Below are 21,023 nucleotides of genomic sequence, written 5' to 3'. Positions count from 1 at the left end.
GTCGAGGGTGAACCGGAAGTGCAGGTCGGCCTGTCCGCCGGGGAAGTTCCCTTCGAGGTGCTGGACCACGTCGAACCGCGCCTGCCCGGTGTTGGTGGCGCCGGTGAACTCGGTGGTGTAGGTGTACTCGCTGGCCGCGCTGTCCAGCCAGGTCCGGATCTCCTCGCGTCCGTGGTCGGCGCCGGGGCCGGTCACAATTTCCGTGTAAGCCACGGGTGACTGATTTCGTTAACCTCTCACAGAGGGAGTCGTCCTGGGAAGAGGACGACGAGCGTGTTCAACGCGGTCTTCCATCCGTGAGTGCCGGTTCCTGATTCACCTCCTCTTTTGCTTGAGATGTTGCGGAGTCCGAGGTAGATGAGCTTCATCGCGGCCTCGTCGGAGGGGAAGTGTCCGCGGGTCTTGGTGATTTTCCGGAGTTGGACGTTGATGGATTCGATGGCGTTGGTGGAGTAGAAGACTCGGCGCAGTTCGGCCGGATAGTCCAGGAACGGGATGAACTCGGCCCAGGCGCGCCGCCACACGTCGATCACACCCGGGTACTGGCGGCCCCACTGGGCGTCGAGCTCCTTCAGGGCGAGTTCGGCGGCCTCGACGGTGGGCGCGGTGTAGATCTTGCGCATCGAGGCCGCGACCTTCTTTCGATCTTGGTAGGACACGAACCGCATCGTGTTTCTGATCACGTGCACGACGCAGGTCTGCGCCAGGGTGTCGGGGAAGACGCTGGTGATGGCCTCGGGCAGCCCGGTGAGGCCGTCGCAGCAGGCGATCAGGATGTCGCGCAGCCCGCGGTTGCGCAGCTGGGTGAGCACTGAGTGCCAGAACTTCGCGCCTTCGGCCTCGGCGATCCAGCAGCCGAGCGCGTGCTTGCGGCCGTCGACGTCCACGCCGATGACCAGGTGCGCGACCTTGACCGCGCCCTTGTCCCGGACCTTGATCCGTATGCCGTCGACATAGACGATCGGGTACACCTCGTCGACCGGCCGGTTCCGCCAGATCTCGATTTCATCGGTCACCACTTCGGTGATGTTCGAGATCAGTTCCCGGGACGCGTTGATTCCGTACACCTCGAGCAGATGCGCCTCGATGTCGCGGGTCGACATTCCCCGCGCGTAGCAGGACAGCACGATCTCGTCGATCTGCCCGACCCGCCGCGCGCGTTTCGGCACGATGCGTGGCTCGAACTCGCCGTTCCGGTCGCGGGGCACGCTGATCGTGACCGGCCCGTTCGTAGTCGACACCGTTCTTGAGGCGCTGCCATTTCGGAATTGCCGGTCCTGTGGCCGGCCGGGTCGTCACGTTCGTAGCCGAGGTGGTGGGTCATCTCGGCCTGCAACGCCCCCCGCTCGAGCACCGCCTTGGTCATCTGGTTGAGCAGGCCGTCAACGCCGTCGATCGGGGTGCCGGCGGCCTTCGCGTCGGCCAACAGCGCGTCGATCGCCGACGGGTCGAGCGCCTCGGCGAGCCAGCGGGCCGCCGCGGTCTCCGCGTCGGGACCGGGCTGGTTCTTGCTCACCGGGGGTGTCCTTCCCGACTGCAGCGTTGATCACCGTGGTCGATCTTGGATCACCCGCGGCTTACACCGTTCGCGTGACACGCCCGCGCCGTTCGCGGCAACGCCGCCCCCGGTCTCCTCGATCTCCGTGACGACGATCCGCGCCGCCTCGTCGTCGATGTCGTCCACCACGATGCCCGCCCCGATGTCCGCCGAGGCGTGCGCATAGGCGCGTCCGAGGCCGTGCCGGGCGCCGGTGACGACGGCGACCGTGCCCCGCAATAGTGCCGTGTCGTACATGAAATCCTCTTCGGTGTAGAGCTCAGGAGGTGGGGATCGGGAACGGCGCCATCACGTCGACGCCGGTGTTGCCCGGACGGCGTTGCCCCGGATCCGGTGGGCCGCCGGCTCGATCGCACGGCTGCGCATCAGGGCCCTGACGCCTGCTCGGAACCGCCACGCTGGAAATGTCGCGCGATGCGCGAACTCACACCAGCAGGATGCCGCCCTCGATGGGGATCGAGGTACCGGTAATGTAAGAAGCGCGATCCGACAGCAGGAAGGCAGCCATACCGGAGATCTCGTCCGGCTGCGCAACACGGCCCATCGGGAGTGCCTTGACGACCTCGATCTGTTCCGGGACAGCCTCCAGGGACTTGACATGAGCCGGCGTGTACGTCGCACCAGGCATGATCGCGTTGACCCGAACTCCCTCTCGGGAGTTCTCGAGTGCGGCAACCCTGACCAGGCTGTTCATTCCCGCCTTGGCCGAAGAGTACTCGGCCCCCCTCAGAATCGGCAGTTCCGCTGCGGTGGACGAGATCGCCACAATCGATCCACCGCCCTGCTGTCGCATTGCCGAGATCTGGTACTTCAGGCACAGGAACATCCCGCGCAAGTTCGTCGCCAGATTGCGGTCCCACTCATCGGAAGTCATCTCGTGTACTGCGTGCCCGACGGGACCGAAACCAGCCGAGTTGATTGCGCCGTCGAGCCTCCCGAATGCATCGACCGCGCTCTGGACCATCGCACGGACGTCGTCTTCCCGGGAAATATCTGCGCGAATGAACTCGAGCTTTCCGCCTCCGATCGCCGCCGCCCGCTCCCTCACTTCACTTTCACCGGATGCATTGATGTCCGCAGCCATCACAGCGCAGCCGAGCTGCAGGAGCTCGAGCGCGCACGCGAGGCCGATCCCGCTCCCGGCTCCGGTCACGATGGCGGACTTGCCCTTGAGATCGTCGAGCATTGTCGGGTTCCTCTCAGTAGAGCCTTGCTCAGGTCGAGACTTCGCGGACAGAAGCAGTTCGGGGCGAGGGACGTCGGAACGCTAGAGCTTGGCGGCGTCGGCGTCACGGGCCTGGTGCGCCGTGAGGTACGTCCTGATCACGGTTGGCAGTTCGTCCTACGAGGCCGCGGTGTCCTCGCTCGGATGGCGTGTGCTCATGACCCCACCGTCTGGGCTTCCCCAGGGGGAGGGTCAAGCAGGAGCCGGACGCACGCGTGCGATCCGCGTCACAGGCGTGTCCGAAGGTGCGGGCGCCGACACCGCGGTAGCCGCACGGGCACGGTGGGCCACGTGGAGTGGAAATCCGGATCCTTGCTGATCTTGAACGTGCCCTGCCGGTGCGGCCGCAACCCGGCCTCGCGCCACAGCATGGCCACGTGGCGATGCGACACGTACACGCCCTCGGTGCGCACGATGAACGGCGCCATCTCCCAGCTCGACCAGTGCGACAAACCCGTATCGGCCGGCGGACTGGTCCGCGTCGCCGCCAGAATCCGTGCCCTGCTCCCGCCGCGCGGCCGATCCCGCAGCCCGGCCACCCGTCGCCGTGGTAGCAGCTCAGCCACAGATCCACCGTCGGCCGAGACACCCCGGCCAGCGCAGCAATCTCCTTCTTCGATCGATCCTCGGCGCACCACAACACGATCCGCGCCCGCATCGCCACCGCCGCCGACACCTCCGGACTGTTCACCAGCGCCAGCAGCTCGGCGCGCTCATCGACCGATACCAGCAACTCCCTCAACCGGTCAACAGCAAGATCAATCATGTCAGCGTAAAGAAAACAGAATCACGAAACACTAGTGCCGCGTCGGGCAACGCGTAGGGCAGGCTCAGCACGGTGGCGAACGAGAACGCGGCGCCGTAGTCGGACGTCTCGTGGACGAAAGACCTCGCGGCCCTCGGTCACCACGTTCAGGTCGCCGTAGAGCTCGTCGGCGTGCAGGTCGTCGGACGCGGCGTTGAGCTATGACGAGGTGCAGGCATTATTGCAGCCGCCCAGCCGCATCGATCGCGGCCACCGTATGGGTCTGTTCGTGGGTGTCCACGCCACCGAACACCTTCGTCACCTGAGGATCTGTCATCGTGGAGGCCTGCCGTCCTTCGCGTTTCGACCGATAGGGCGGCACACACCGCCTGTCGGGCGGACAGCACAGTGATCAGGCGCGGCCAAGCTCCTATCAGGTCACGCTTCATCCGGCCGGTGCGTGCACCCCGCGCGAAGACGGATCAAGCAACAGACAGCATCGTCAGTGGATAACTGGGTCATCCGCGCGGGGCACCCCAATCATCACTGTGGATAACGATCCGCCCGTTCTTCCGAATCGCGGCATCCTGTATGCAGGCCTCGGGGTGAGGTCACACCAGTTGAACCCGTCACGCGCCGAACGGCTCCGGGGTCCCGGCGGGTGCAGGCCACTCCGAGTGCCCGGTACGGGGCCCATAACCGGCGCCAGCTACGCGCTTTTGGCTGCTTCGTGGGTAGCCTGCTCGGCGGGTCGTCGCGGTCGTTCGGCAGTGAGCGACGGTGGCGGCCGTCAAGTCCTAGCAAGCTGGAGGAAGGTGCAGAAGGGGCAAACCGGAGCATCGGATCTGGGTAGCGCGGCGGGCCATGAAAGGGGTGCCCTCCCAGGGTCGAAACGGATATCTCGACCCTGGGCGTCCCGGCCACCAGGGACACAACGTCCCAGCGGCCGGGAAGCTCAGTGTGCGGAACCGCGAAGACGTGGCACAGGGCGGCAACTGTCGCGCATTCGCCTGACGCGACGGCTGCCGATCTGGTCATCGAGCGAGGCGTAGCTCGAGCAGGGCCGGGTGTGGGTTCTGCGCGGCGAAGGCCGAGCTGTTCACGTACAGGCTCGTCTGACGCGGGTCGGTGCTGAGCGCGACCGAGGTGGGGTTCTGCAGGCCGGCGATGTCGTGCGTCAGCAGCGTCGTCACCCGGCCGGAGGGGGTCACCTTGACCACGCGGTCGACCGCGTTCAGCGTGGCGTACACGTTGCCGGCCCGGTCGAAGGCGAAGTCGTCGATGGTCTGCAGGTTGCGGTGGACGATTCGCGGCGTATCGGGCTGTCCCAGCCGGACCGGGATCCGGACCAGGGTGTCCTGTGCGGTGTTGGAGACGTAGATCGCGCCGTTGCGGATCTTCAGCCCGTTGGCACCGGGGAGCGGCGCCCCGGCGTACTCCTCACCGGTGGGCTCGAGCAGAGGATGCCTGAGCCAAGGGGTGCGGACCTCGCTCTGCCCGGGCTCGATGCGCCAGACCGCCCCCGCGATGTCCGCGGCGTAGAGGACGCCATCGTTGTCGTAGGCGATGCTGTTGGCGAAGGCACCGGTGGGCAGCACCGTCGAGCGCACCGGCTTGCCGGTCGACCCGAAGGCCGACTTCGGCACCGTCCAGATCACGGCCTGGGCGGTGTGCTCGGTGAAGACGGCGACACTGAGGTCACCGGTCCTGGGGTTGCGGGCGATGCCGAGGGCCCGGTCGCCCTCCAGCTCGACCGACGTACGGCGCCCGTCCGGGCTGATCCGCAGCACCGAGCCGGCGAAAAGCATCGTCAGGTAGATCGATCCGTCGCGGTCCACCAAGATGTTCTCCGGGTTCTCGCCGCGCGTGGGGTCGAAGGTCGCGACCACGCGGTGCCCGCTGGGCGCCGGACGCGAGGACACTTCCGTCGCGGCAGTCTGCGAGGCCGCCACCGCCGCGACGGGGACAATGCCGACCGTCAGCGCGGTCGCCATCAGGAGGGCCTTGGCCCACTTCCACTTCATCATTCGTTCCATTTCTTCGCCAGGTGCGGCCTCGGATCATGACTGTCGGTCGTCGACATCCGTACTACGAATCACGGACTCCCAGGCGAGCTGGTCGTCGCGGGTCTTCTGGGCCGCGGCGGTGAGGATGTCCAGCGCGTCGTTGCCGAGCGGGAGCCGCAGCGGCGTCTCGTCGGCGGCTAGCGCCGTCAGGATCGCGGCGGCCGCCTTGGCCGGGTCGCCGGCCTGCTTGCCGGCGATGGACGCCAGCGCCGCGCGCTGCACCCGGACGGTGCCGTCGTAGGCACTGATGGGGGTCGACTCCGACACCGCGGCACCACCGAAGTTGGTGCGGAAGCTGCCGGGCTCGACGATCAGCACCTTGATCCCCAGCGGCGCGACCTCCTGGGCCAGCGCGACGGCGTGCCCCTCCAGCGCGAACTTGCCGGCCGAGTACGCCGACAGCCCGGGCGAGGAGATCGCCCCAGCCAGGCTGCTGAGCTGGACGATCGCCCCACTGCCCTGCTGGCGCATGTGCGGCAGGACCGCCTTGGTCAGCACCGCGGGGCCGAAGAAGTGCAACTCCATCAGCGACCGCAGCTCGCGTTCGGTGGTCTCCTCGACCGCGCCGTAGTGAGCGCGGCCGGCGGCGTTGACGAGCACGTCGATCCGGCCGTACCGCTCGACGACCTCGGCGACGACCGCGTCGATCCGGGCCGAGTCGGTGATGTCGAGCTCGATGAACGCCGTCCGGTCCGGGTGCGCGGACGTCAGGTCCCGCTCGCCTCCGGCCGCGCGGTCGGTGAGCACGACGGCGTCGCCGGCTTCGACTGCTGCTCGAGAGATGGCGTGGCCGAGACCGGAGCCGGCTCCGGTGACCAACCAGATTCTTTCCATGATGTAGTTCCTTCGGTTCAACCGACCCGGGCGTCGACGTGACGCCGTAACCGCGACGGAGCCGTCACGACCGGGCTGGAGTGGGAGTTGCTTCTGACGGGTGCGAGCGAGGTCCGCTGGCGGCGGGTCACTCGGGAACGCCCTGGTAGGCGGCGTTGCCGGCGGTCTGCCCGCCGTCGACCGACACGTCGGCGCCGGTGATGAACCGCGAGGCGTCGCCGGCCAGGAACAGAACGACGTCGGCGACCTCGTCGGGCTGTCCCAGCCGGTTCAGCGCGACGTGGTCGGTGCTGAAGGTCACCTGGCTGGTCATCGGGGTCTGGAACTGGCCGGGGTGGATCGAGTTGACCCGGATCCCGTACTGCCCGAGCTCCAGCGCGACGATCTTGCTGAACCCGCGCACCGCCCACTTGGAGGCGCCGTACCCCGACATCTGCGGGAACCCCTCCAGCGCCCCGGCCGAGCCGATGTTCACGATCGAGCCGCCGCCGGCCCGCTTCATCCCCGGCAGGACCGCCTGGATGCCGTGGAACACGCCCAGCAGGTTCACGTCCAGCAGCCGCTGGATCCGCTCCGCGGTCCACTCCTCGAACGGGCCGGTGTCGACCACGCCGGCGTTGTTGACCAGGATGTCGACGGTCCCGAACCGCTTCTCGGTCTCGGCGACGACCTCCGCCCAGGCCTTCGGGTCCCGTACGTCGAGCGGCAGGTGGATCGTGGTCCCGCCGAGCTGCTTCGCCAGGGTGGTGGCCGCCTCGGTGTTCACGTCGGCGATGACGACGTTCGCGCCCTCGGCGGCGAACCGCTCGACGGTGGCGCCCCCCAGGCCCATCGCGCCACCGGTCACGATGGCTGTCTTTCCTTCGAAATGTCCCATTGTTCGTTCTCCTCGTGCGTCGTTGTCATGGTTCGGCGGCTCGGCGCCCGTCCCGTCGTACGCCGGGAGCGAAGTCGAGGCCGCCCTCACGTTTCACCCTAGCAAACCTGAGGGCAGCCTCGACTTGATACTCTGGTCACATGGATGACCCCTCGGCGGCACCCCCAGGCACCGACCGGCCGTTGCGCAGCGACGCACGGCGGAACCGGGAGGCGCTGCTCGCGGCGGCCGCGACCGCCTTCGCGCGCGACGGGCTGGAGGCGCCGCTGGAGAGCATCGCGAAGACGGCCGGACTGGCCATCGGCACCTTGTACCGGCATTTCCCGACCCGCCTCGACCTTGTGCAGGCGGTGTTCGAGAACAAGTTCACGGCATGGGTCGCCGCGGCGGAGGAGGCGGTCGCGGCCGACGACCCCTGGGCGGGGTTCGCCCGGTACCTCGAAGCGATGTGCGAACTGCAAGCGGACGACCGGGGCATGAACGACCTGGCCTCGATGCGGCTTCCGCTCTCGGACTACATCGACGAGCAGATCCTGCACATCCGGGAACTGGCGCGGCAGGCGATGCAGCGCGCCCAGGACGAGGGGATGCTCCGGGCCGACGTCACGCCGGAAGACCTGGCGTTCGTCATCTGGTCACACAGCCGGATCGCCGCGGCCACCCGGGACGTCCGGCCGGACGCCTGGCGTCGTCACCTCTACCTGTTGCTCGACGCCCTCCGCGCCGATTCCGCCCATCCGCTCCCGGTCCCCGCCCTGAGCGAGAAGGAGCTCCGCCAGGCGATGACCAACCTCGGCTCCGGCACCGCCTGCGCCGAATAGGCCGACGACAGGCGGCACGGAGTACTGCGGCGGGAAGCTCAGTGGTACGGAACCGCGAAGACGTGGCTCATGTCGGAATTGTGCTTGGGCGTGCCGGTGTAGGAGTCGTTCAGGCCGTTCGCCGCGCCCTGGCCGCCGCTGGACTGCCGACACCCCGGACGTAGGCGTTGAACCGCGGGATGCGGCCCGGGGCGGTGCTCACCAGGAAGTTCGGCTTGTTCAGCGGGACGTAGATGCGGTGCACGGCGTACGGCACGGTCTTGGTGACCGTGGTGGTCGCGTCGGTGTGGCACAGCGTGCCGTCGGACTTCCACTGGTTGACGATCAGGGTGAACTTCGCCGTCGAGGCGCCCCGCGTGTTGCTGTCCTCCGCCGTCGTGGTGATGTGGCACACCATGTACTCGGTGTCGCCGAACACGCTCAGCCCGGTGAAGCCCGGGGCGATGTCGAACGTATCGAGCGCGGGCACCCGCACGATCAGGTTATCGGCGTCGAGCCGGTACAGGCCGGGCGCCGGGCTCTGCTGCAGCGCCTGGCCGCTGGTCGCGTTGTCGATGGACTGGTCGGCGAACCGCAGCGACCCGCTGACCAGCATCACCCCCGACACGGACAGTGCTTCGCCGTTGAGGCCCCACGAGGTCCAAGTGTTCATCAGGTACGTGGCCGCGAACGCGCACCACTTGGCACGCCGAGGCCACACACCGAGCGTCACCTGGTAGCGAGCCGTGATCTGCTCGGCGCGCAGCACGGCCAGCAGCACGAGCGACACCATCGAATCCAGCAGCCACGCCACCCACCAGCCGGGCGAGAACGCCCCGGCACCGGCCGCGGCGAATCGGTGAACGTTCACGGTGGTGAACAGCAGGCCCAGCACAATGCCGGCCCACAACAGTGCATCCACCTGTGCCCGGACCCGGTCGACCCGCAATGCGACGACATCCGGGCGGGTCGTCAGCGCACGCACCTGCGCTGCTTCCTCTGCCGCGGCGGCCAACCGTGCTACGCGGCTCTCACGGCCCGGCCCACACGAGCATGGCGCGGCGGCCCCGGTGGCAACGGCATTCGAATGAGTGGTCGGGATTGGTGTGGTCAGGGCTGGCACGATCTTGGTCATTTGGCCGGTCATGTACTCGTCACTCCCCGGTGGCCGGGATCATTCCGAGACCGGCGGATCGTCGGGAGTCTCAGCGAGTGGGTGGGGTTCACCGGTCAGCGCCGCGAGCGCCGCTGCGATTTCTTGCAGCGTGGCGCGCACATATCCGGCGGTGACCGAGGAGTCGCCGCCGTCGGTGTGTCCCGCGTAGGCGTGGGCGACCGCATATCCGAAGTTGCGTTCGACCCAAGTCAGAGTGGTGTGGCGCAGCCAGTGCGTGGAGATCTGCTGGGCCGCCGCCCACGGGAGGGTCTCGCCGATGCGTTTCCAGAGGTGGTCGTAGCGACGGCGGGTGATGGGTTCGCCGGACTGGTAGCGCAGCAGCTGGCCCGATCGTGGCGCGCCGCGTTCGGCGGCGTACGGTGTCGCCCTTCTCGCGTAGCAGGATCAGGCATTGGGTTTGGTCGAGGTCCTGCGGTTGCAGTGCGAGCGCGCCTCCGCGGCGGCAGGCGGTCTCGGTGTGCAGGCGCAGCAGGAGCGCGTCCAGGGCGGGGTCGTTGCCGGTGGTGGCGGCGATCCTGTTGATCTCGGCGAGCCGGGTGTCCGGTACGGCGTGTCGCGTGCTGGGTAGGCGTCGTGGTTTGGCCACCTTCAGGGCAGGGTTGTTGGCCCGGCTGATCAGCTTGTCGTCCTCGGCGTATCGGTACAGACAGCGCAGCGCGGCGATCAGGTGCTCACCGGCGCTGCGGCCTCCGCGGGCGTTGCGCCGGACGACGGTGTGGGTCTTGGTGTGCTCGACCAGGTGCCGGACGTCGGATGCGGTGATCTCATCGAGGCGGCGTTCCGCCCAGCGGTCGAGGATGCGGTTCCAGTACGACCCGTACACCGGTCGGGGGCCCGAGCCAACCGACGCGCGCACCCGCTCGATGTACTCCGCGAATGTTGACATCGGAGGGGTGTCTTCTGGTGCCGCCCAGAGGTCGGCGGGCGAGACGCCCATCCGGGACAGCAGCAGCCTCGCTGCGGCGAGCTCGGCGTGGCGGGTCGCGGCCGTCTCGGTCTCGTCGATACTCATTTGGCCGCCCAGCGGGTCGCTGTCTGCAGAGCCGCCCGTGTCCGCTGATAGAGCGTGCCGCGCGGCGATCATCGCGTCGAGGGTGGCGGGTGGGCACAGGAGCAGTTGCTGCCGATTCGGGTCGGCGGCGAGCAGTACCCGGTCCCCGACGTGCAGGCCGCACCAGCTGCGCACCCGTGCCGGCAACACCAGGTGACCGCGGGTGGTGGTGCGGAACGCTCCGGCCGGGTCAGCGCGGACGACCAATGTGCCGCTGGACTCGGCGATGTCGAGGCTCAGACCGGGTGGCCAGCCCAGGGCACGCATCACGGACTGCTCCGCGAGCCGGCCGCACCGATCCACGGCAGCTACGCGGTACAACACGGCGGGCGTGAGCCGACCAGCCAGCATGGCGACGGGAAGCGGCCGGTGCCCGCGGGTGTCACCCCGCCCACGAAGACGTCGTCCGGCCGCGATGGGGCGCCTGCTCGGAACGACAGGTGCAATCGGCGTGCTCGTCACCGGCACCACCGCCGAACAGTGCCGCCGCAAGGCCGAGGGGTTACGTGGTCAAGCGGGCTTGACCACAGGCACGTGGGTTGACGCAGGTGTGCGCAATTTTTGTGTCCGAGGGGGGAGTTGCGCACTAACCACACGCTTGCAGCTGCAAAGCTGACGAGGCATTCGCGACCGCCGTCGAGCGATGGCCCGCCGAGGGCCCCGCGGTCATCGCCCTCGACCGGCTGCCACGCCACTGTCGACGCGAGCGGGGTCGCTCGGTTCAGGCGGCGCGATGCTGGAGCGCGATGGTGCTCGCGGCGCTGATCGCGCAGCGGAGGCCATGTAGACGGCGATCGCGGCCGAGGTCCCGAATCCGGACAGGAGCGCGGTGGCGATGAAGGGGGCGAACGCGCCGCCCACGACCGAACCGACTTGGATGCCGAGCGAGAGCACCGGGAAAGGCGTGAGCTTCGGGTCAAAGGACTATGTCGGCCAGGCGGGCGATCTCGTCGAGGTCGTCGGTTCCGGGGCTCAGGATCAGTTCGTCGGCGCCCAGGGCCTCGAACTGCTTGACGGCGTCGCGCAGTGATTCCTCGTCGGTGTGCACGCCGTCGACGACGATGTCCTGGTATTCGGGGGTAGCGGCGTAGTAATCGGCGATGTCGGCCCGACCGCGGTCGGGATCGCCCAGCGCGTAGTAGTTGAGGCCGACCAGCCGGGGCTGTCCCGGCCGCCCGGCCGCCTGCCACGCGGCACGGGCAGCGTCGAAAGCGCCGGACGCCAGGGCCGCCGGCACCGATACGGCGATGTAACCGTCCGACGACTCGGCCATCCGGCGGTAGGCGGCCGGGGTAATGGCGCCGAACAGCAGCGGCACCTGTCGTCCTCCGGCCGGAACCGCCGGGTTCGGGCTTCCCGGAACGGGTTCGCCTGCCCACATCGACCGGTAGGTCGCCAGGTCGCGGTCCATCCGAGCGCCCCGGTCCCGGGGTCCGTGCCCGGGCACGACGAAGTCGTCCTCGCGGATGCCCACCCCGATGCCGAGGGTGAGCCGGCCGCCGGAGACCCCGTCGATCGACGCTGCCTCCTTGGCCAGCAGCGTGCCCGGCCAGGCGGTCGCCACCAGCACCTGGGTGAGCAGTCCGATCGTGGTGGTTGCCCCGGCGGCCGTGGCCAGGGCGACGGTATCCATCACGCCCGGATAGGCGACCCGGCCGGTGGTGCCCAGGGTGGCGAATCCCGCTTCCTCCGCTCGGCGGGCCCAGGCGGGAATCACCGGGGCGTGGACGTCGCGGACCTGGTTCGGTAGGCCGATGCCGATGCGCATCGAGACGCTCCTTGGCTGGTACGGGTGTCGACGTTGCGCGGGCCGTGGACCGGCTCGCCCCGTGATCCTGGCCGGCCGCCCATACACCCGGGTTGCAACTGTCAGACAGCGCGCGCCGGGGCGGTCAGGACGGCGACTGCGTCGTCGAGTGTCGGCGGCTGTGCGGGAGGGGGGCCTTCGTACCAGCCGTGCGGCATGATCGACTGGAGCCAGGTGCCGGCCGGCCGGATGTCGCTGCGCGCCTGGTGGAAATCGACGACGTCGCGGAGCAGCGCGGCGCCGGCCGCATCGCCGGCCGCGTCCAGGGCCAGGGCCCCGTTGTGCAGCACGGCCAGCTGGTTGCTCAGGTCGCCTTCGTCGAGGAAGCGCCGCAGCGAGGTCCGCAGCAGGGGCAGCGCTTCGCCGTCCCCCGCGTCGACCAGGGTCTGGGCCAGCATGAACTCGCTGAGCGCAGCCGTCCAGGCCCGCCCGCAGGCGTCGGCGAGCCGGACGGCGGCCCGCAGCCGGCGCCGGCCGTCGGCGATCCGGCCCGCCATGACGAGGGCGGCGCCGCACGCCATCTCGGTGGCCGGGATCAACCAGGTGGCCTGCGTCTCGGTGGCGATGGCGTGCGCCTCGGCCGACGCCGCCAGCGCGATCGCCGGATCGCCTCCCGGCAGCTGGACCAGAGCCTGGTAGTAGCGGACCTCGGCGAGCAGGCTGCGATGCTCACCAGCCTGACGCCACGAGCTGCGCGCGCTGGCGGCCGCGCGAGGCCGGGCTGCAGGGCGCGTTCGTGCGCAAGCGCTGGCGTACGGGCTCGACCAGGATCATCCGGGAGCTGACGCAGGCGGTTGCCCGCAGATGGCTGAACCGCACCCACAGCGACGCAGGCGGAGGAACTCCCGACTGGCGTGCCGCGTGGCGGCTTGCCGAGTTGCTGGTCGTGCGGAATGACCTGGCTGAGCTGGAGCGCCGCGCGGACTCCCGCGATCGGCAGGGGGCGTGGCGGCTGGCTTCGCTGCTGGTTGAGCACGGTGACCTGGCCTGGTTGCAGCGCCGGGCCGATGCTGGCGATGAGCACGCCGCGGAGCAGCTTGTCAGGCTGCAAGCCCGGCGGGAGTGACCTAGAGCCTGTTTGGAAAGTCGATCTTGTTGATCGGGTGCGTGACGGTGAGCGGAGACAAGTGAGGTCTCCGGTAGATGGATCAACGACCAAGCTGACCATCAGAGGTCGTGCAGGGTGCGGTCGCGGCTGAGGGTGACCAGCTCGCCGATGAGCTGCGCAGAAGGCGGTCGCTGTATCGGCTGGATCGGGAGGTGCGAGCATCTCCGCTGCTGTGATCCTGGGTACCTCGTGTGGGACGCGCTGGGACGTTCCGGCATGAGGAGCTCCGGCCGCGGTCGAGCGGTGGGTCAGGCGGTGGGTGTCGTTCGCGGCGCGGCGATCTGCTGGGCGGCGTGGACCACGGCGGCGCGGCGGCGGGCGGCTTCTGCGCTGTCCTGTACGTCGCTGCCGGACAGCATTCGTGCGATGTGCGGTGCTGCGGACCAGTAGCTCGACAGCGCGATGACCAGGAAGACCAGGTGGGCCGGGTCGAGGGTGTCGTCGAGCAGTCCGGCCTGTTGCGCCGCCGCCATGGCCTCGGCCTTATCGGTGTACAGCTCGGTGCGGGCGATCTCGTCCGGGACGCTGCCAGTGTCCGACAGTCCTTCCCACAGCACCAGTCGTGCCAGGTCGGGGTGGGCCCGCTGGTAGTCGAAGGTCCGGCCGGCGAACTCCCCGACGTCCGCGGTGCGGGTGATGGTCAGCGGCACCGCGGCGGCCAGCTTGTCCAGTTCGCTGCGGATCACTGCGGAGAACAGCTTCGACTTGTCGCCGAAGTAGTTGTAGACGCGTTCGCGGTTGACCTGGGCGCGCTTCGCGATCCGGTCGACGGTCGTCCCGGCGGGGCCGTGCGCGGCGAACTCGGCCACTGCCCCCTCCAGGATGCGGCGCTTCGTTCCCTCGACGTCCCATGCCATGCGGCACATCCTAGGCGCCGCCAACACCAACGTTGCAGTTGGACGCAAATTCGGCTAGGGTCACGCGTAGCCAACACGAGTGTTGGAGTTGCGCCGAGGTAGACGCCGAAGGGATTGCTCGTGCGCGGACAGCGGACCCGACGGCCTCGCCGACCACTTCCAGAACCCGGAGCATGACCCATGACCAGCAAGACAATCTTGATCACTGGTGGGACCAGCGGCATCGGTGCCGAGACCGCGCGGTTGCTCCTCGACCGCGGACACTGCGTGGCCGTGACCGGCCGCAACGAGACCAGGCTCAAGGCGTTCCTCGACGCGGCCGGCCACCCCGACCGCCTGCTGGGGCTCGTCGCGGACGCGGCCGACTGGCAGGCCACCCGATCCGCCGTCACCGGCACCGTGGAGCGGTTCGGCGCCCTGCACGCCGCGGTTGCCAGCGCCGGCTTCACCTCGGGCGACTACCAGCGCACCGCAGGCGCGACCCTCAACGACGGCGACCCGACGCTGTGGCCGCCCATGGTCCTCACCAACGTCCTCGGTCCCGCCCTACTGGCGAAGGCTGCCTTGCCCCACCTCGAGGCCACCAGCGGGCGGCTGGTGCTCATCGGCAGCGTCGCCGGGCTGAAGAACGCCCCCGCCAACCTCTACTCGGCCACCAAGTGGGCCGTCACCGGACTCGCCGAGAACCTGCGGATGCACGCCACCACCCGCGGCATCGGGATCACCCTCGTCAACCCCGGCATGATCGACACCCTTCTGGCAGGACGGCAGCGCACCCCCCTTCGCTCTGCCACCTCGGCACGTCGCCGAGTCCATCTGCTTCGCCCTCGACCAACCCGCGGGCGTCGACCTCAACACCCTGACCATCCGACCGATCGGACAGCCTGTATGACCCACTGCGCCGGTCTCGACGTAGCGCGGTGCCGCGTGTGGTTCTGGGTGAGAAGCCGCACCCGCGCAGGGTCATGCGGTACCCCTTCGCCTGCCGGGCTTTTGTCACGGACCCCAGGGCTGGTTGGTGGGCCTCACTCATCGCAGGTATTGACATTACGAAGGAGAGCGTCATTCACGTCTTCGTCACCGGAGCTTCCGGGTTCATCGGTCGGGCGGTCGTGGCCGAGCTCGTCGACAACGATCATGAGGTGACTGGTCTCGCCCGCTCGGACGAGTCGGCTGCCGTCGTCAGGAAGCTCGGCGCAGCCGTCCACCGCGGCGACCTCGATGATCTCGACTCGATCCGCGTCGCGCTCGAGAACGTCGATGCGGTCGTCCACCTCGCCAACAAGCACGACTGGTCCAACCCCGCCGAGAACGACCGCGCCGCGCGTGCCGCGGTGGAGACGATCAGCGAGGCGTTGGTCGGATCGGACCGGCCGCTCGTCCTCGCCTCCGCCACCGCGCTCGCCGGGCAACCCGGCATGGGACGCCCCGCCACCGAGGACGACCCGAGTCGCGCCGTGGGCCGCGCCTCGCTGCGTGGCGGGGAGGAGAACCTCGCGCTGGATTACGTGGACAGGGGCGTTCGCGCCATCCCGGTGCGGTTCGCGACCAGCGTGCACGGCGAGGGCGACCCGAACTTCATCGCCATCGTCAGCCGAGCCGCGCGGCGCCGCGGATCGGTTCCGTACGTCGGCGACGGCGCCAACCGATGGCCAGCGGTGCACCGTTCCGATGCAGCCCGGGTGCTGCGACTCGGCCTCGAGAGCGCCCCCGCCGGCACGATCCTGCACGCCGTCGCAGAAGAAGGCATCGCCTTCCGGGAGATCGCCGAGGCACTGGCCGCCCGGCTCGGCGTCCGGGCCGAGTCGGTCACCGCCGAGCAGATCGCCGACGAGATCCCGTTCGTCGGTCGATTCGTGGCCGCCGACTGTCCCGCTTCGAGCGCCATCATGCGCGCGGTGCTGGGCTGGGAGCCCACCGGACCCACGCTGCTGGAGGACATCGCGGCGGGCCATTACGACCAGGCGTGAGTGGCGCGGAGTTCCGACATGCGCAGGACTCGGCAATGTTGATCCCTGGCGGAACGGCGCCTTCAACGGCGCGGCGATCCAGCCCGGTCGGCCCGCTCGACACCACGACCGAGGAGGACATCGACGAGCAGTTCGCCATGCCCTTCACACGCATTGGACCGCCGTTGACCGCTGAGCCACGCTCGTGCGCCGAAACGGCGGCGGGGCGATCGTCAACCGCGGGCGTTGCCGCAACGACGCCGCGTTCGCCATGCTCGCCGGCGCCGCCCCGATCCCAGCCTCCTCGGGCAAGACCGTGCGCTACCGGCTCAACCGATCCGGCGACCGGCAGCTCGACCGGGCACTGCACAACATCGCCCTGTCCCGGCTGCGTCACGACCCGACACCCGCGCCTACGCCGACCGTCGCCGAGCCCAGGGCAAGACCGACCGCGACATCACACGCTGCCTCAAGCGATACATCGCCCGCCAGCTCTACCGCCAGCTCGAATCAGGCGCTACAGCGGCTTGACGAGCCGTAGGAGCGTCCTCGGCACCCTCAGCCCGGGGCTACGTGGGCGAGAAGTCCAGTAGAAGGGGTGGGTCGCGTCGGCGTGGGTGGTGCCTCCCAGCGGTAGCGCAGCACGGTGAACGTCGCGCCGGCCAGTTCGGCGAGGGGACCCTCGCGCGGCGGCCGTCGAACTCGGGGAGGTCGAGCACGCCGGAGGCGATGATCGGGTCGTCGTCGGGACCTGGAACTCGCGGCCGTCGTGAGCTCCGCCGATCAGGACGACGAGGGTGCTCACAGCGATGAAGCCTCTCGGCTCCGGCCGGCCAGCGTGTCGCTCGGTGTTCGGGCGCGCCGCGCGAGCGAAGGGATCGCCGTCCCGAGCGGCCTGGAGATGGTGGTCAGGCGGGTCGCTGGGACATGGACGCGGCCGAGGTACCGGTAGGCCGGCACGCCCGGATCGTCGGCGCAGCCGCGAAGGCCGTGCCGACGAGGGCCGCCTCAGTAGCCGAGGTTGACGTGTGCGCGGTGGTGGTTCCCCTCCTCGATGAGGTCGACGAACCCGAGGGCGTAGTCCGGGCCGGAGATCGCGCCGCCGTCCTCGGGCTGGACCGCGACGTCATCGCCTAGCCGGTAGCGGCCGAGTCGCTCGCCGGGCACGTGCGCGCCGAACCGGGCGGCCGGGCTCACGAAGACCCAGTTGAGCGTCTCCGGCGTGGCCGGGAGGTCGTCGGTCACGAGCGCCGCGACGGCGATGAGCTCGTCGTGGTACTCCGCGGGGGCGTGGCCGAGGTCCGCCGCGAAGCGGTCCGCTCCGGGCGCGGGACGCAGCGACGAGAATCCGCCGACGACGTAGAGCGGTGCACCGACGGCATCCGCCAGACGCGCGATGGTGCGGTAGACCTCGCGGAACGGGCCGGCGAGCGCCCCGCGCGGCGCCAGCGCCCCCACGACGACGTCTGCGCCCTTGATGACCGACGACAGGGCCGTCTCGTCGGTGGCCTCGCCCTCGCGGTAGGTGACGTTCGGGATTCGCTCGTCCGGCAGGGAGCGGCTGAACGAGGTGACCTGGTGGCCGCGAGAGGCGGCCTCGGCGACGATGGCCGACCCGGCGTAGCCGGTGCCGCCGAGAACGGTGATGTGGGACATGTGTGCCCTTCTCAAGGGGGGTTTCTCGAGGAGCGATGGCATCGGTGGCACGCTGGGGTTACCGTAAGAGACCAGGTATCCATCTTGAAGAAGGCACTTCGTGGTAACCCAGTCGGAAGGGCCGGTCCTCTTCGGCAGCCCGTACCAGGCGGACTGCCCGGCCCGCAGGATCCTCGATCGCATCGGTGACCGGTGGACGGTGCTCGTGGTGGGCGTCCTCGCCGACGGCGAAGCGCGGTTCTCGCAGCTGAGCCGGCGGATCGAGGGTGTGTCGAAGAAGATGCTGACGCAGACCCTCCGCGGCCTCGAACGCGACGGCCTCGTGCGCCGGACCGTGTATCCCGAGGTGCCGGTGCGCGTCGTCTACGCGCTCACGGATGCGGGCCGCACCCTGTGTGAACCGCTGCGCGCCCTCCAGGAGTGGGCGATCGCGCACCTCGGCGACGTGGCGGCGTCGCAGGAGGTCTACGACCGCGCGAACTGACCCGACGTGGTCAGGAGAGCTGCATGGTCCGCAGTTCGCGGCGGGACGTGATGCCGAGCTTGCGGTAGATGTTGCGCAGGTGGGCCTCGATCGTGCGCGGACTGAGGAACAGCTGGGCGCCGATCTCCCTGGACGTGGCGCCGGTGGCGACCAGGCGGGCGATGTGCAACTCGTGCTCGGTGAGCCCGGTCGCGGGCCGCTCGGACCGTTCGCGCGGCTGGTCGCCGGTGGCGCGCAACTCGCGGGCGGCGCGGGCGGCGAACCCGTCCGCGCCGATCACCGTGAGCTGGTCGTGGGCGATCCGGAGCTGTTCGCGAGCCTCGCGGCGGCGGCCCTCGCGGCGCAGCCATTCGCCGTAGACCAGGTGGGCGCGGGCGAGGTGGGCCGCCATCCGGCAGCCGCCCAGGTGCTCGATCGCCTCGCGGTAGCCCGCCTCGGCGGCGGGCCCGGTGCTGGTCAGCGCACGGGAACGGGCCTCGAGGCCGAGCGCCCACGCGGTGCCGCAGGCGCGGGCCCGCGGGCCGAGCACCGCCAGCGCGGCCGCGGCGCGTTCCGGCGCACCGGCGCGGACGGCCGCCTCGATCAGCTCGGGCAGGACCAACGTGCTGTGCACCAGCTCTCCGGACTCCCACACCCGCTCCCCGGCGGCGAGCGCGGCGGCGTAGCCGCCCAGCCCGTTGTGGAGGATCGCCAGGTTGGTGTCCGCGATGGTCACCGCCGTGGCTTCGCCCCGCTCGTTCGCGTCCTTCACCGCGGCCGTGTGGAGCGTGGACGCCTCGGCGCGCCTGCCCCGCCAGGCGGCGAGCATGAGCCGGGTGTGGGGCAGCGGTGCGGCTCCGGTCGCCCGCGTGATCGTGTCGGTCTCCGCGATCAGCTCGGAGACCCGGCCGAGCTCGCCTGCGTGCGCCAGCACGGTGGCGTGGAAGGTCAGCGCGACCGGCAGCGTGGACAGAGCACCCGCGTCGCGGGCGAGCCGGAGGTGGCGATCGGCGAGGGTCGCGGCCGCTGCGTCGTCCCACAGCGCCAGCGCGGTGTGGGAGACCAACCACAGCCAGCGGAGGTTGCCGGTGTCCGGAGCCAGGCCGAGGAACGTGTCCAGCGTCCGGCGGAAGCCGGGCGCGCCCGCCTCGTACCCGTGGAGGAAGTAGGTCACCAGGCCATCGAGCAGGACGTCCACGGGCCGGGGCGGTGCCGGTGGGGCGGGCGCCGCCCGGGCGGCCTCGGCGACCTCGCCGATCCCGTGGCCGCAGGTACGGGCACCGGCCATGATCGACGCCTCGAGCGCCTGGAGGTAGGCCTCGCGGGACAGCGCGGCGTCGAGCGGGGCGAGCCCCTCGGCGGCCGTCAGCAGCATCCCAGGAACGTCGTTTCCCCGGGTGACGTGGAACGCGACCTGGGCGCGCAGCAGGCCGACCCGGGCGGCCTGCAGCGCGTCGAGCGGGCCTGCGGCCGCGACCGCCAGGAGGTCCGACGCGGCCTCGGGGTCGCCTGCCTCGTGCATGGCGGACGCGGCGGCCAGGGCCCGGCGGGCGCGGTCAGCCGGGCCGGGGGAGAGGGCGGCCGCCCGTTCCAGGAAGGCGGCGGCCGAGGAGAGCCCGCCGCGGGTCCGCGCCCGGTCCGCCGAGCGTTCCAGCTCCACGGCGGCCGTCTCGTCGGTGCCGAGCACGCTCTGCGCGTGGTGCCAGGCCCGGCGGTCGGGGTCGGTCTGCGGGTCGGTCGCCGCGGCCAGCGCGTGGTGGACCCGGCGCCGGTCGGGCGGCGTCGCGGCCCGGTGGACGGCCGAGCGGGCCAGCGGGTGCGGGAACCGGACCTCGGTGGCGATCTCCAGCAGGCCGGCTTCCTCGGCGGGTGCGGCGGCGTCGGCGCCGATGCCGAGGTGGGCGGCGGCGCGCATCAGCAGCGCTGAGTCCCCGGTCGGGTCGGCGGCGGCGGTCAGCAGTAGCAACCGGGTGGCGGGGGGCAGGCTCTCGGACCGCTGCCGGAAGCTCTCCTCGACCCGGTCCGGGACGGTCACTGCGTCGGGTAGGCCGAACCCGGCGGCCAGTGCGGCCGTCCGCGCCTGCGGGCTGCCGCGGGCCAGTTCCCGCAACGCGAGGGGGTTGCCACGGGCCTCGGCGAGGATTCGGTCGTGCACCCGCTCGTCGAGCGGGGCGGGGACCGCCTCGGCGAGCAGCCTTCGCGCGTCGGCGTGGCCGAGCCGGTCCAGGTGCAGGTGCGGCAGGCCGGTGAACACCTCGGTGCCGCCGGTGCCGGGTGCGGTGTCGCGCCGGGCGAAGATCAGCGCCAGCTGCTCGACCTCGACGCGGCGCGCGACGAAGGCCAGGGTCTGCGCGGAGGCCGGGTCCAGCCACTGGACGTCGTCGATCAGGCACAACAATGGTTGCTCGGCGGCGGCCTCGGCGAGCAGGCCGAGGGCGGCGAGCCCGACCAGGAACCGGTCCGGGGGGTCGCCGGCGGCCTGTCCGAGTGCCACGCCGAGCGCCGTCTGCTGCGGGTCGGGCAGGGCGGCGAGCTGGTCGAGGAGGGGTGCGCACAGCTGGTGCAGAGCCGCGAACGCGAACGGCATCTCGGCCTCGACACCGGCGATCTGCTGCACCCTGAACCCGGCCGCGGCGTCGCGGGCGTGTTCCAGCAGCGCGGTCTTGCCGATGCCGGCCTCGCCGTGCACCACCAGCGCGCCGCTGCGGCCGTCCCGGGCCCGGGCGAGCAACTGATCGACGGCGGCGCACTCGGCGCTGCGGCCCAAGAGCAGCACGTGGTCCTCCCGCGCGGAGCCTACCGTCGGCCGCGGAGACCGCGATCACCGCGAGAGCGCCCCGCCCGCGGGGA

The 21,023-nt window shown here is 70.3% G+C and carries 19 protein-coding genes and 3 pseudogenes; 6 read left to right on the top strand and 16 right to left on the bottom strand.

Annotated elements, in window-relative coordinates; genetic code table 11:
• The 9 genes and pseudogenes from ABEA81_RS38390 to ABEA81_RS38355 form a co-directional block, all read right to left on the bottom strand.
• Nucleotides 1-195 (bottom strand): annotated as a pseudogene (locus ABEA81_RS38390) (hypothetical protein); the annotation flags it as partial.
• A gap of 41 nt (nucleotides 196-236) precedes the next feature.
• A pseudogene (locus ABEA81_RS38385) lies at nucleotides 237-1,516 on the bottom strand (IS256 family transposase).
• Between the two features lie 30 nt (nucleotides 1,517-1,546).
• Entirely contained in the window at nucleotides 1,547-1,795 is a 249-nt protein-coding gene (locus ABEA81_RS38380) for an SDR family NAD(P)-dependent oxidoreductase (protein WP_345612337.1), read from the bottom strand.
• 187 nt (nucleotides 1,796-1,982) lie between these two features.
• On the bottom strand, nucleotides 1,983-2,744 hold the full coding sequence (locus ABEA81_RS38375) for an SDR family NAD(P)-dependent oxidoreductase (RefSeq protein WP_345612335.1): 762 nt from the start codon (nucleotides 2,742-2,744) through the stop codon (nucleotides 1,983-1,985).
• A gap of 266 nt (nucleotides 2,745-3,010) precedes the next feature.
• Entirely contained in the window at nucleotides 3,011-3,322 is a 312-nt protein-coding gene (locus ABEA81_RS38370; protein WP_345612333.1) for a hypothetical protein, read from the bottom strand.
• Between the two features lie 53 nt (nucleotides 3,323-3,375).
• A pseudogene (locus ABEA81_RS42845) lies at nucleotides 3,376-3,441 on the bottom strand (hypothetical protein); the annotation flags it as partial.
• Between the two features lie 1,121 nt (nucleotides 3,442-4,562).
• Complete coding sequence (locus tag ABEA81_RS38365; RefSeq protein ID WP_345612331.1) at nucleotides 4,563-5,555, bottom strand: SMP-30/gluconolactonase/LRE family protein; 993 nt, start codon at nucleotides 5,553-5,555, stop codon at nucleotides 4,563-4,565.
• Between the two features lie 33 nt (nucleotides 5,556-5,588).
• Nucleotides 5,589-6,428, bottom strand: coding sequence for an SDR family NAD(P)-dependent oxidoreductase (locus ABEA81_RS38360; RefSeq protein ID WP_345612329.1), 840 nt, complete (start codon nucleotides 6,426-6,428; stop codon nucleotides 5,589-5,591).
• Nucleotides 6,429-6,555: 127 nt separating this feature from the next.
• A complete protein-coding gene (locus tag ABEA81_RS38355; protein ID WP_345612327.1) occupies nucleotides 6,556-7,305 on the bottom strand; it encodes an SDR family NAD(P)-dependent oxidoreductase in 750 nt (249 codons plus the stop codon).
• A gap of 140 nt (nucleotides 7,306-7,445) precedes the next feature.
• On the opposite strand from ABEA81_RS38355, the gene ABEA81_RS38350 reads away from it, so the two are divergent.
• On the top strand, nucleotides 7,446-8,126 hold the full coding sequence (locus ABEA81_RS38350; protein WP_345612325.1) for a TetR/AcrR family transcriptional regulator: 681 nt from the start codon (nucleotides 7,446-7,448) through the stop codon (nucleotides 8,124-8,126).
• Between the two features lie 109 nt (nucleotides 8,127-8,235).
• Here the strand turns inward: ABEA81_RS38350 and ABEA81_RS38345 are convergent, their stop codons facing one another.
• The 4 genes from ABEA81_RS38345 to ABEA81_RS38330 all read right to left on the bottom strand — a co-directional run bounded on the left by ABEA81_RS38345 (nucleotide 8,236) and on the right by ABEA81_RS38330 (nucleotide 12,679).
• Nucleotides 8,236-9,240, bottom strand: coding sequence for a hypothetical protein (locus ABEA81_RS38345; protein WP_345612324.1), 1,005 nt, complete (start codon nucleotides 9,238-9,240; stop codon nucleotides 8,236-8,238).
• An 88-nt stretch (nucleotides 9,241-9,328) separates the two neighbouring features.
• Nucleotides 9,329-10,603 carry a hypothetical protein gene (locus ABEA81_RS38340; RefSeq protein ID WP_345612322.1) on the bottom strand — a complete coding sequence of 425 codons (1,275 nt, stop codon included), beginning with the start codon at nucleotides 10,601-10,603 and terminating at the stop codon, nucleotides 9,329-9,331.
• A gap of 646 nt (nucleotides 10,604-11,249) precedes the next feature.
• The gene (locus ABEA81_RS38335) at nucleotides 11,250-12,101 is read right to left on the bottom strand and encodes an LLM class flavin-dependent oxidoreductase (RefSeq protein ID WP_345612320.1); all 852 of its coding nucleotides are present in this window, start codon (nucleotides 12,099-12,101) and stop codon (nucleotides 11,250-11,252) included.
• Nucleotides 12,102-12,202: 101 nt separating this feature from the next.
• Nucleotides 12,203-12,679, bottom strand: a complete 477-nt coding sequence (locus tag ABEA81_RS38330) for a hypothetical protein (RefSeq protein ID WP_345612318.1) — start codon at nucleotides 12,677-12,679, stop codon at nucleotides 12,203-12,205.
• Between the two features lie 197 nt (nucleotides 12,680-12,876).
• Between ABEA81_RS38330 and ABEA81_RS38325 the strand changes: the two genes are divergently transcribed.
• A complete protein-coding gene (locus tag ABEA81_RS38325; RefSeq protein WP_345612317.1) occupies nucleotides 12,877-13,206 on the top strand; it encodes a hypothetical protein in 330 nt (109 codons plus the stop codon).
• 290 nt (nucleotides 13,207-13,496) lie between these two features.
• Here ABEA81_RS38325 and ABEA81_RS38320 read toward each other — a convergent pair whose 3' ends face one another.
• Nucleotides 13,497-14,105 carry a TetR/AcrR family transcriptional regulator gene (locus tag ABEA81_RS38320; RefSeq protein WP_345612315.1) on the bottom strand — a complete coding sequence of 203 codons (609 nt, stop codon included), beginning with the start codon at nucleotides 14,103-14,105 and terminating at the stop codon, nucleotides 13,497-13,499.
• A gap of 180 nt (nucleotides 14,106-14,285) precedes the next feature.
• On the opposite strand from ABEA81_RS38320, the gene ABEA81_RS38315 reads away from it, so the two are divergent.
• The 3 genes from ABEA81_RS38315 (at nucleotide 14,286) to ABEA81_RS38305 (ending at nucleotide 16,595) form a co-directional block, all read left to right on the top strand.
• Entirely contained in the window at nucleotides 14,286-15,251 is a 966-nt protein-coding gene (locus ABEA81_RS38315) for an SDR family oxidoreductase (protein ID WP_345612313.1), read from the top strand.
• Nucleotides 15,170-16,075 (top strand): SDR family oxidoreductase, encoded by a 906-nt coding sequence (locus tag ABEA81_RS38310; RefSeq protein WP_345612344.1) that lies wholly within the window; start codon nucleotides 15,170-15,172, stop codon nucleotides 16,073-16,075. The genes ABEA81_RS38315 and ABEA81_RS38310 overlap by 82 nt, the downstream gene beginning before the upstream one ends.
• Before the next feature lie 250 nt (nucleotides 16,076-16,325).
• Nucleotides 16,326-16,595, top strand: a complete 270-nt coding sequence (locus tag ABEA81_RS38305; protein WP_345612342.1) for a transposase — start codon at nucleotides 16,326-16,328, stop codon at nucleotides 16,593-16,595.
• 467 nt (nucleotides 16,596-17,062) lie between these two features.
• Here the strand turns inward: ABEA81_RS38305 and ABEA81_RS38300 are convergent, their stop codons facing one another.
• The gene (locus ABEA81_RS38300) at nucleotides 17,063-17,710 is read right to left on the bottom strand and encodes an NAD(P)-dependent oxidoreductase (RefSeq protein WP_345612311.1); all 648 of its coding nucleotides are present in this window, start codon (nucleotides 17,708-17,710) and stop codon (nucleotides 17,063-17,065) included.
• A gap of 100 nt (nucleotides 17,711-17,810) precedes the next feature.
• Between ABEA81_RS38300 and ABEA81_RS38295 the strand changes: the two genes are divergently transcribed.
• Nucleotides 17,811-18,194, top strand: a complete 384-nt coding sequence (locus ABEA81_RS38295) for a winged helix-turn-helix transcriptional regulator (protein ID WP_345612309.1) — start codon at nucleotides 17,811-17,813, stop codon at nucleotides 18,192-18,194.
• 10 nt (nucleotides 18,195-18,204) lie between these two features.
• Here the strand turns inward: ABEA81_RS38295 and ABEA81_RS38290 are convergent, their stop codons facing one another.
• On the bottom strand, nucleotides 18,205-20,949 hold the full coding sequence (locus tag ABEA81_RS38290; RefSeq protein ID WP_345612307.1) for an ATP-binding protein: 2,745 nt from the start codon (nucleotides 20,947-20,949) through the stop codon (nucleotides 18,205-18,207).
• Nucleotides 20,950-21,023: the final 74 nt, after the last annotated feature.

It is taken from the genome of Pseudonocardia adelaidensis (assembly GCF_039543345.1).
Classification (GTDB): Bacteria; Actinomycetota; Actinomycetes; order Mycobacteriales; family Pseudonocardiaceae; genus Pseudonocardia; species Pseudonocardia adelaidensis.
This window is presented reverse-complemented; position numbering and strand designations above follow the sequence as displayed.

What these genes read in the sequence shown, in the direction of transcription:
- ABEA81_RS38380 (WP_345612337.1), bottom strand. Translation starts at nt 1,795, where the DNA reads ATGTACGACACGGCACTATTGCGGGGCACGGTCGCCGTCGTCACCGGC.
- ABEA81_RS38375 (WP_345612335.1), bottom strand. Translation starts at nt 2,744, where the DNA reads ATGCTCGACGATCTCAAGGGCAAGTCCGCCATCGTGACCGGAGCCGGG.
- ABEA81_RS38365 (WP_345612331.1), bottom strand. Translation starts at nt 5,555, where the DNA reads ATGATGAAGTGGAAGTGGGCCAAGGCCCTCCTGATGGCGACCGCGCTG.
- ABEA81_RS38360 (WP_345612329.1), bottom strand. Translation starts at nt 6,428, where the DNA reads ATGGAAAGAATCTGGTTGGTCACCGGAGCCGGCTCCGGTCTCGGCCAC.
- ABEA81_RS38355 (WP_345612327.1), bottom strand. Translation starts at nt 7,305, where the DNA reads ATGGGACATTTCGAAGGAAAGACAGCCATCGTGACCGGTGGCGCGATG.
- ABEA81_RS38350 (WP_345612325.1), top strand. Translation starts at nt 7,446, where the DNA reads ATGGATGACCCCTCGGCGGCACCCCCAGGCACCGACCGGCCGTTGCGC.
- ABEA81_RS38345 (WP_345612324.1), bottom strand. Translation starts at nt 9,240, where the DNA reads ATGACCAAGATCGTGCCAGCCCTGACCACACCAATCCCGACCACTCAT.
- ABEA81_RS38335 (WP_345612320.1), bottom strand. Translation starts at nt 12,101, where the DNA reads ATGCGCATCGGCATCGGCCTACCGAACCAGGTCCGCGACGTCCACGCC.
- ABEA81_RS38320 (WP_345612315.1), bottom strand. Translation starts at nt 14,105, where the DNA reads ATGGCATGGGACGTCGAGGGAACGAAGCGCCGCATCCTGGAGGGGGCA.
- ABEA81_RS38315 (WP_345612313.1), top strand. Translation starts at nt 14,286, where the DNA reads ATGACCAGCAAGACAATCTTGATCACTGGTGGGACCAGCGGCATCGGT.
- ABEA81_RS38305 (WP_345612342.1), top strand. Translation starts at nt 16,326, where the DNA reads ATGCTCGCCGGCGCCGCCCCGATCCCAGCCTCCTCGGGCAAGACCGTG.
- ABEA81_RS38300 (WP_345612311.1), bottom strand. Translation starts at nt 17,710, where the DNA reads ATGTCCCACATCACCGTTCTCGGCGGCACCGGCTACGCCGGGTCGGCC.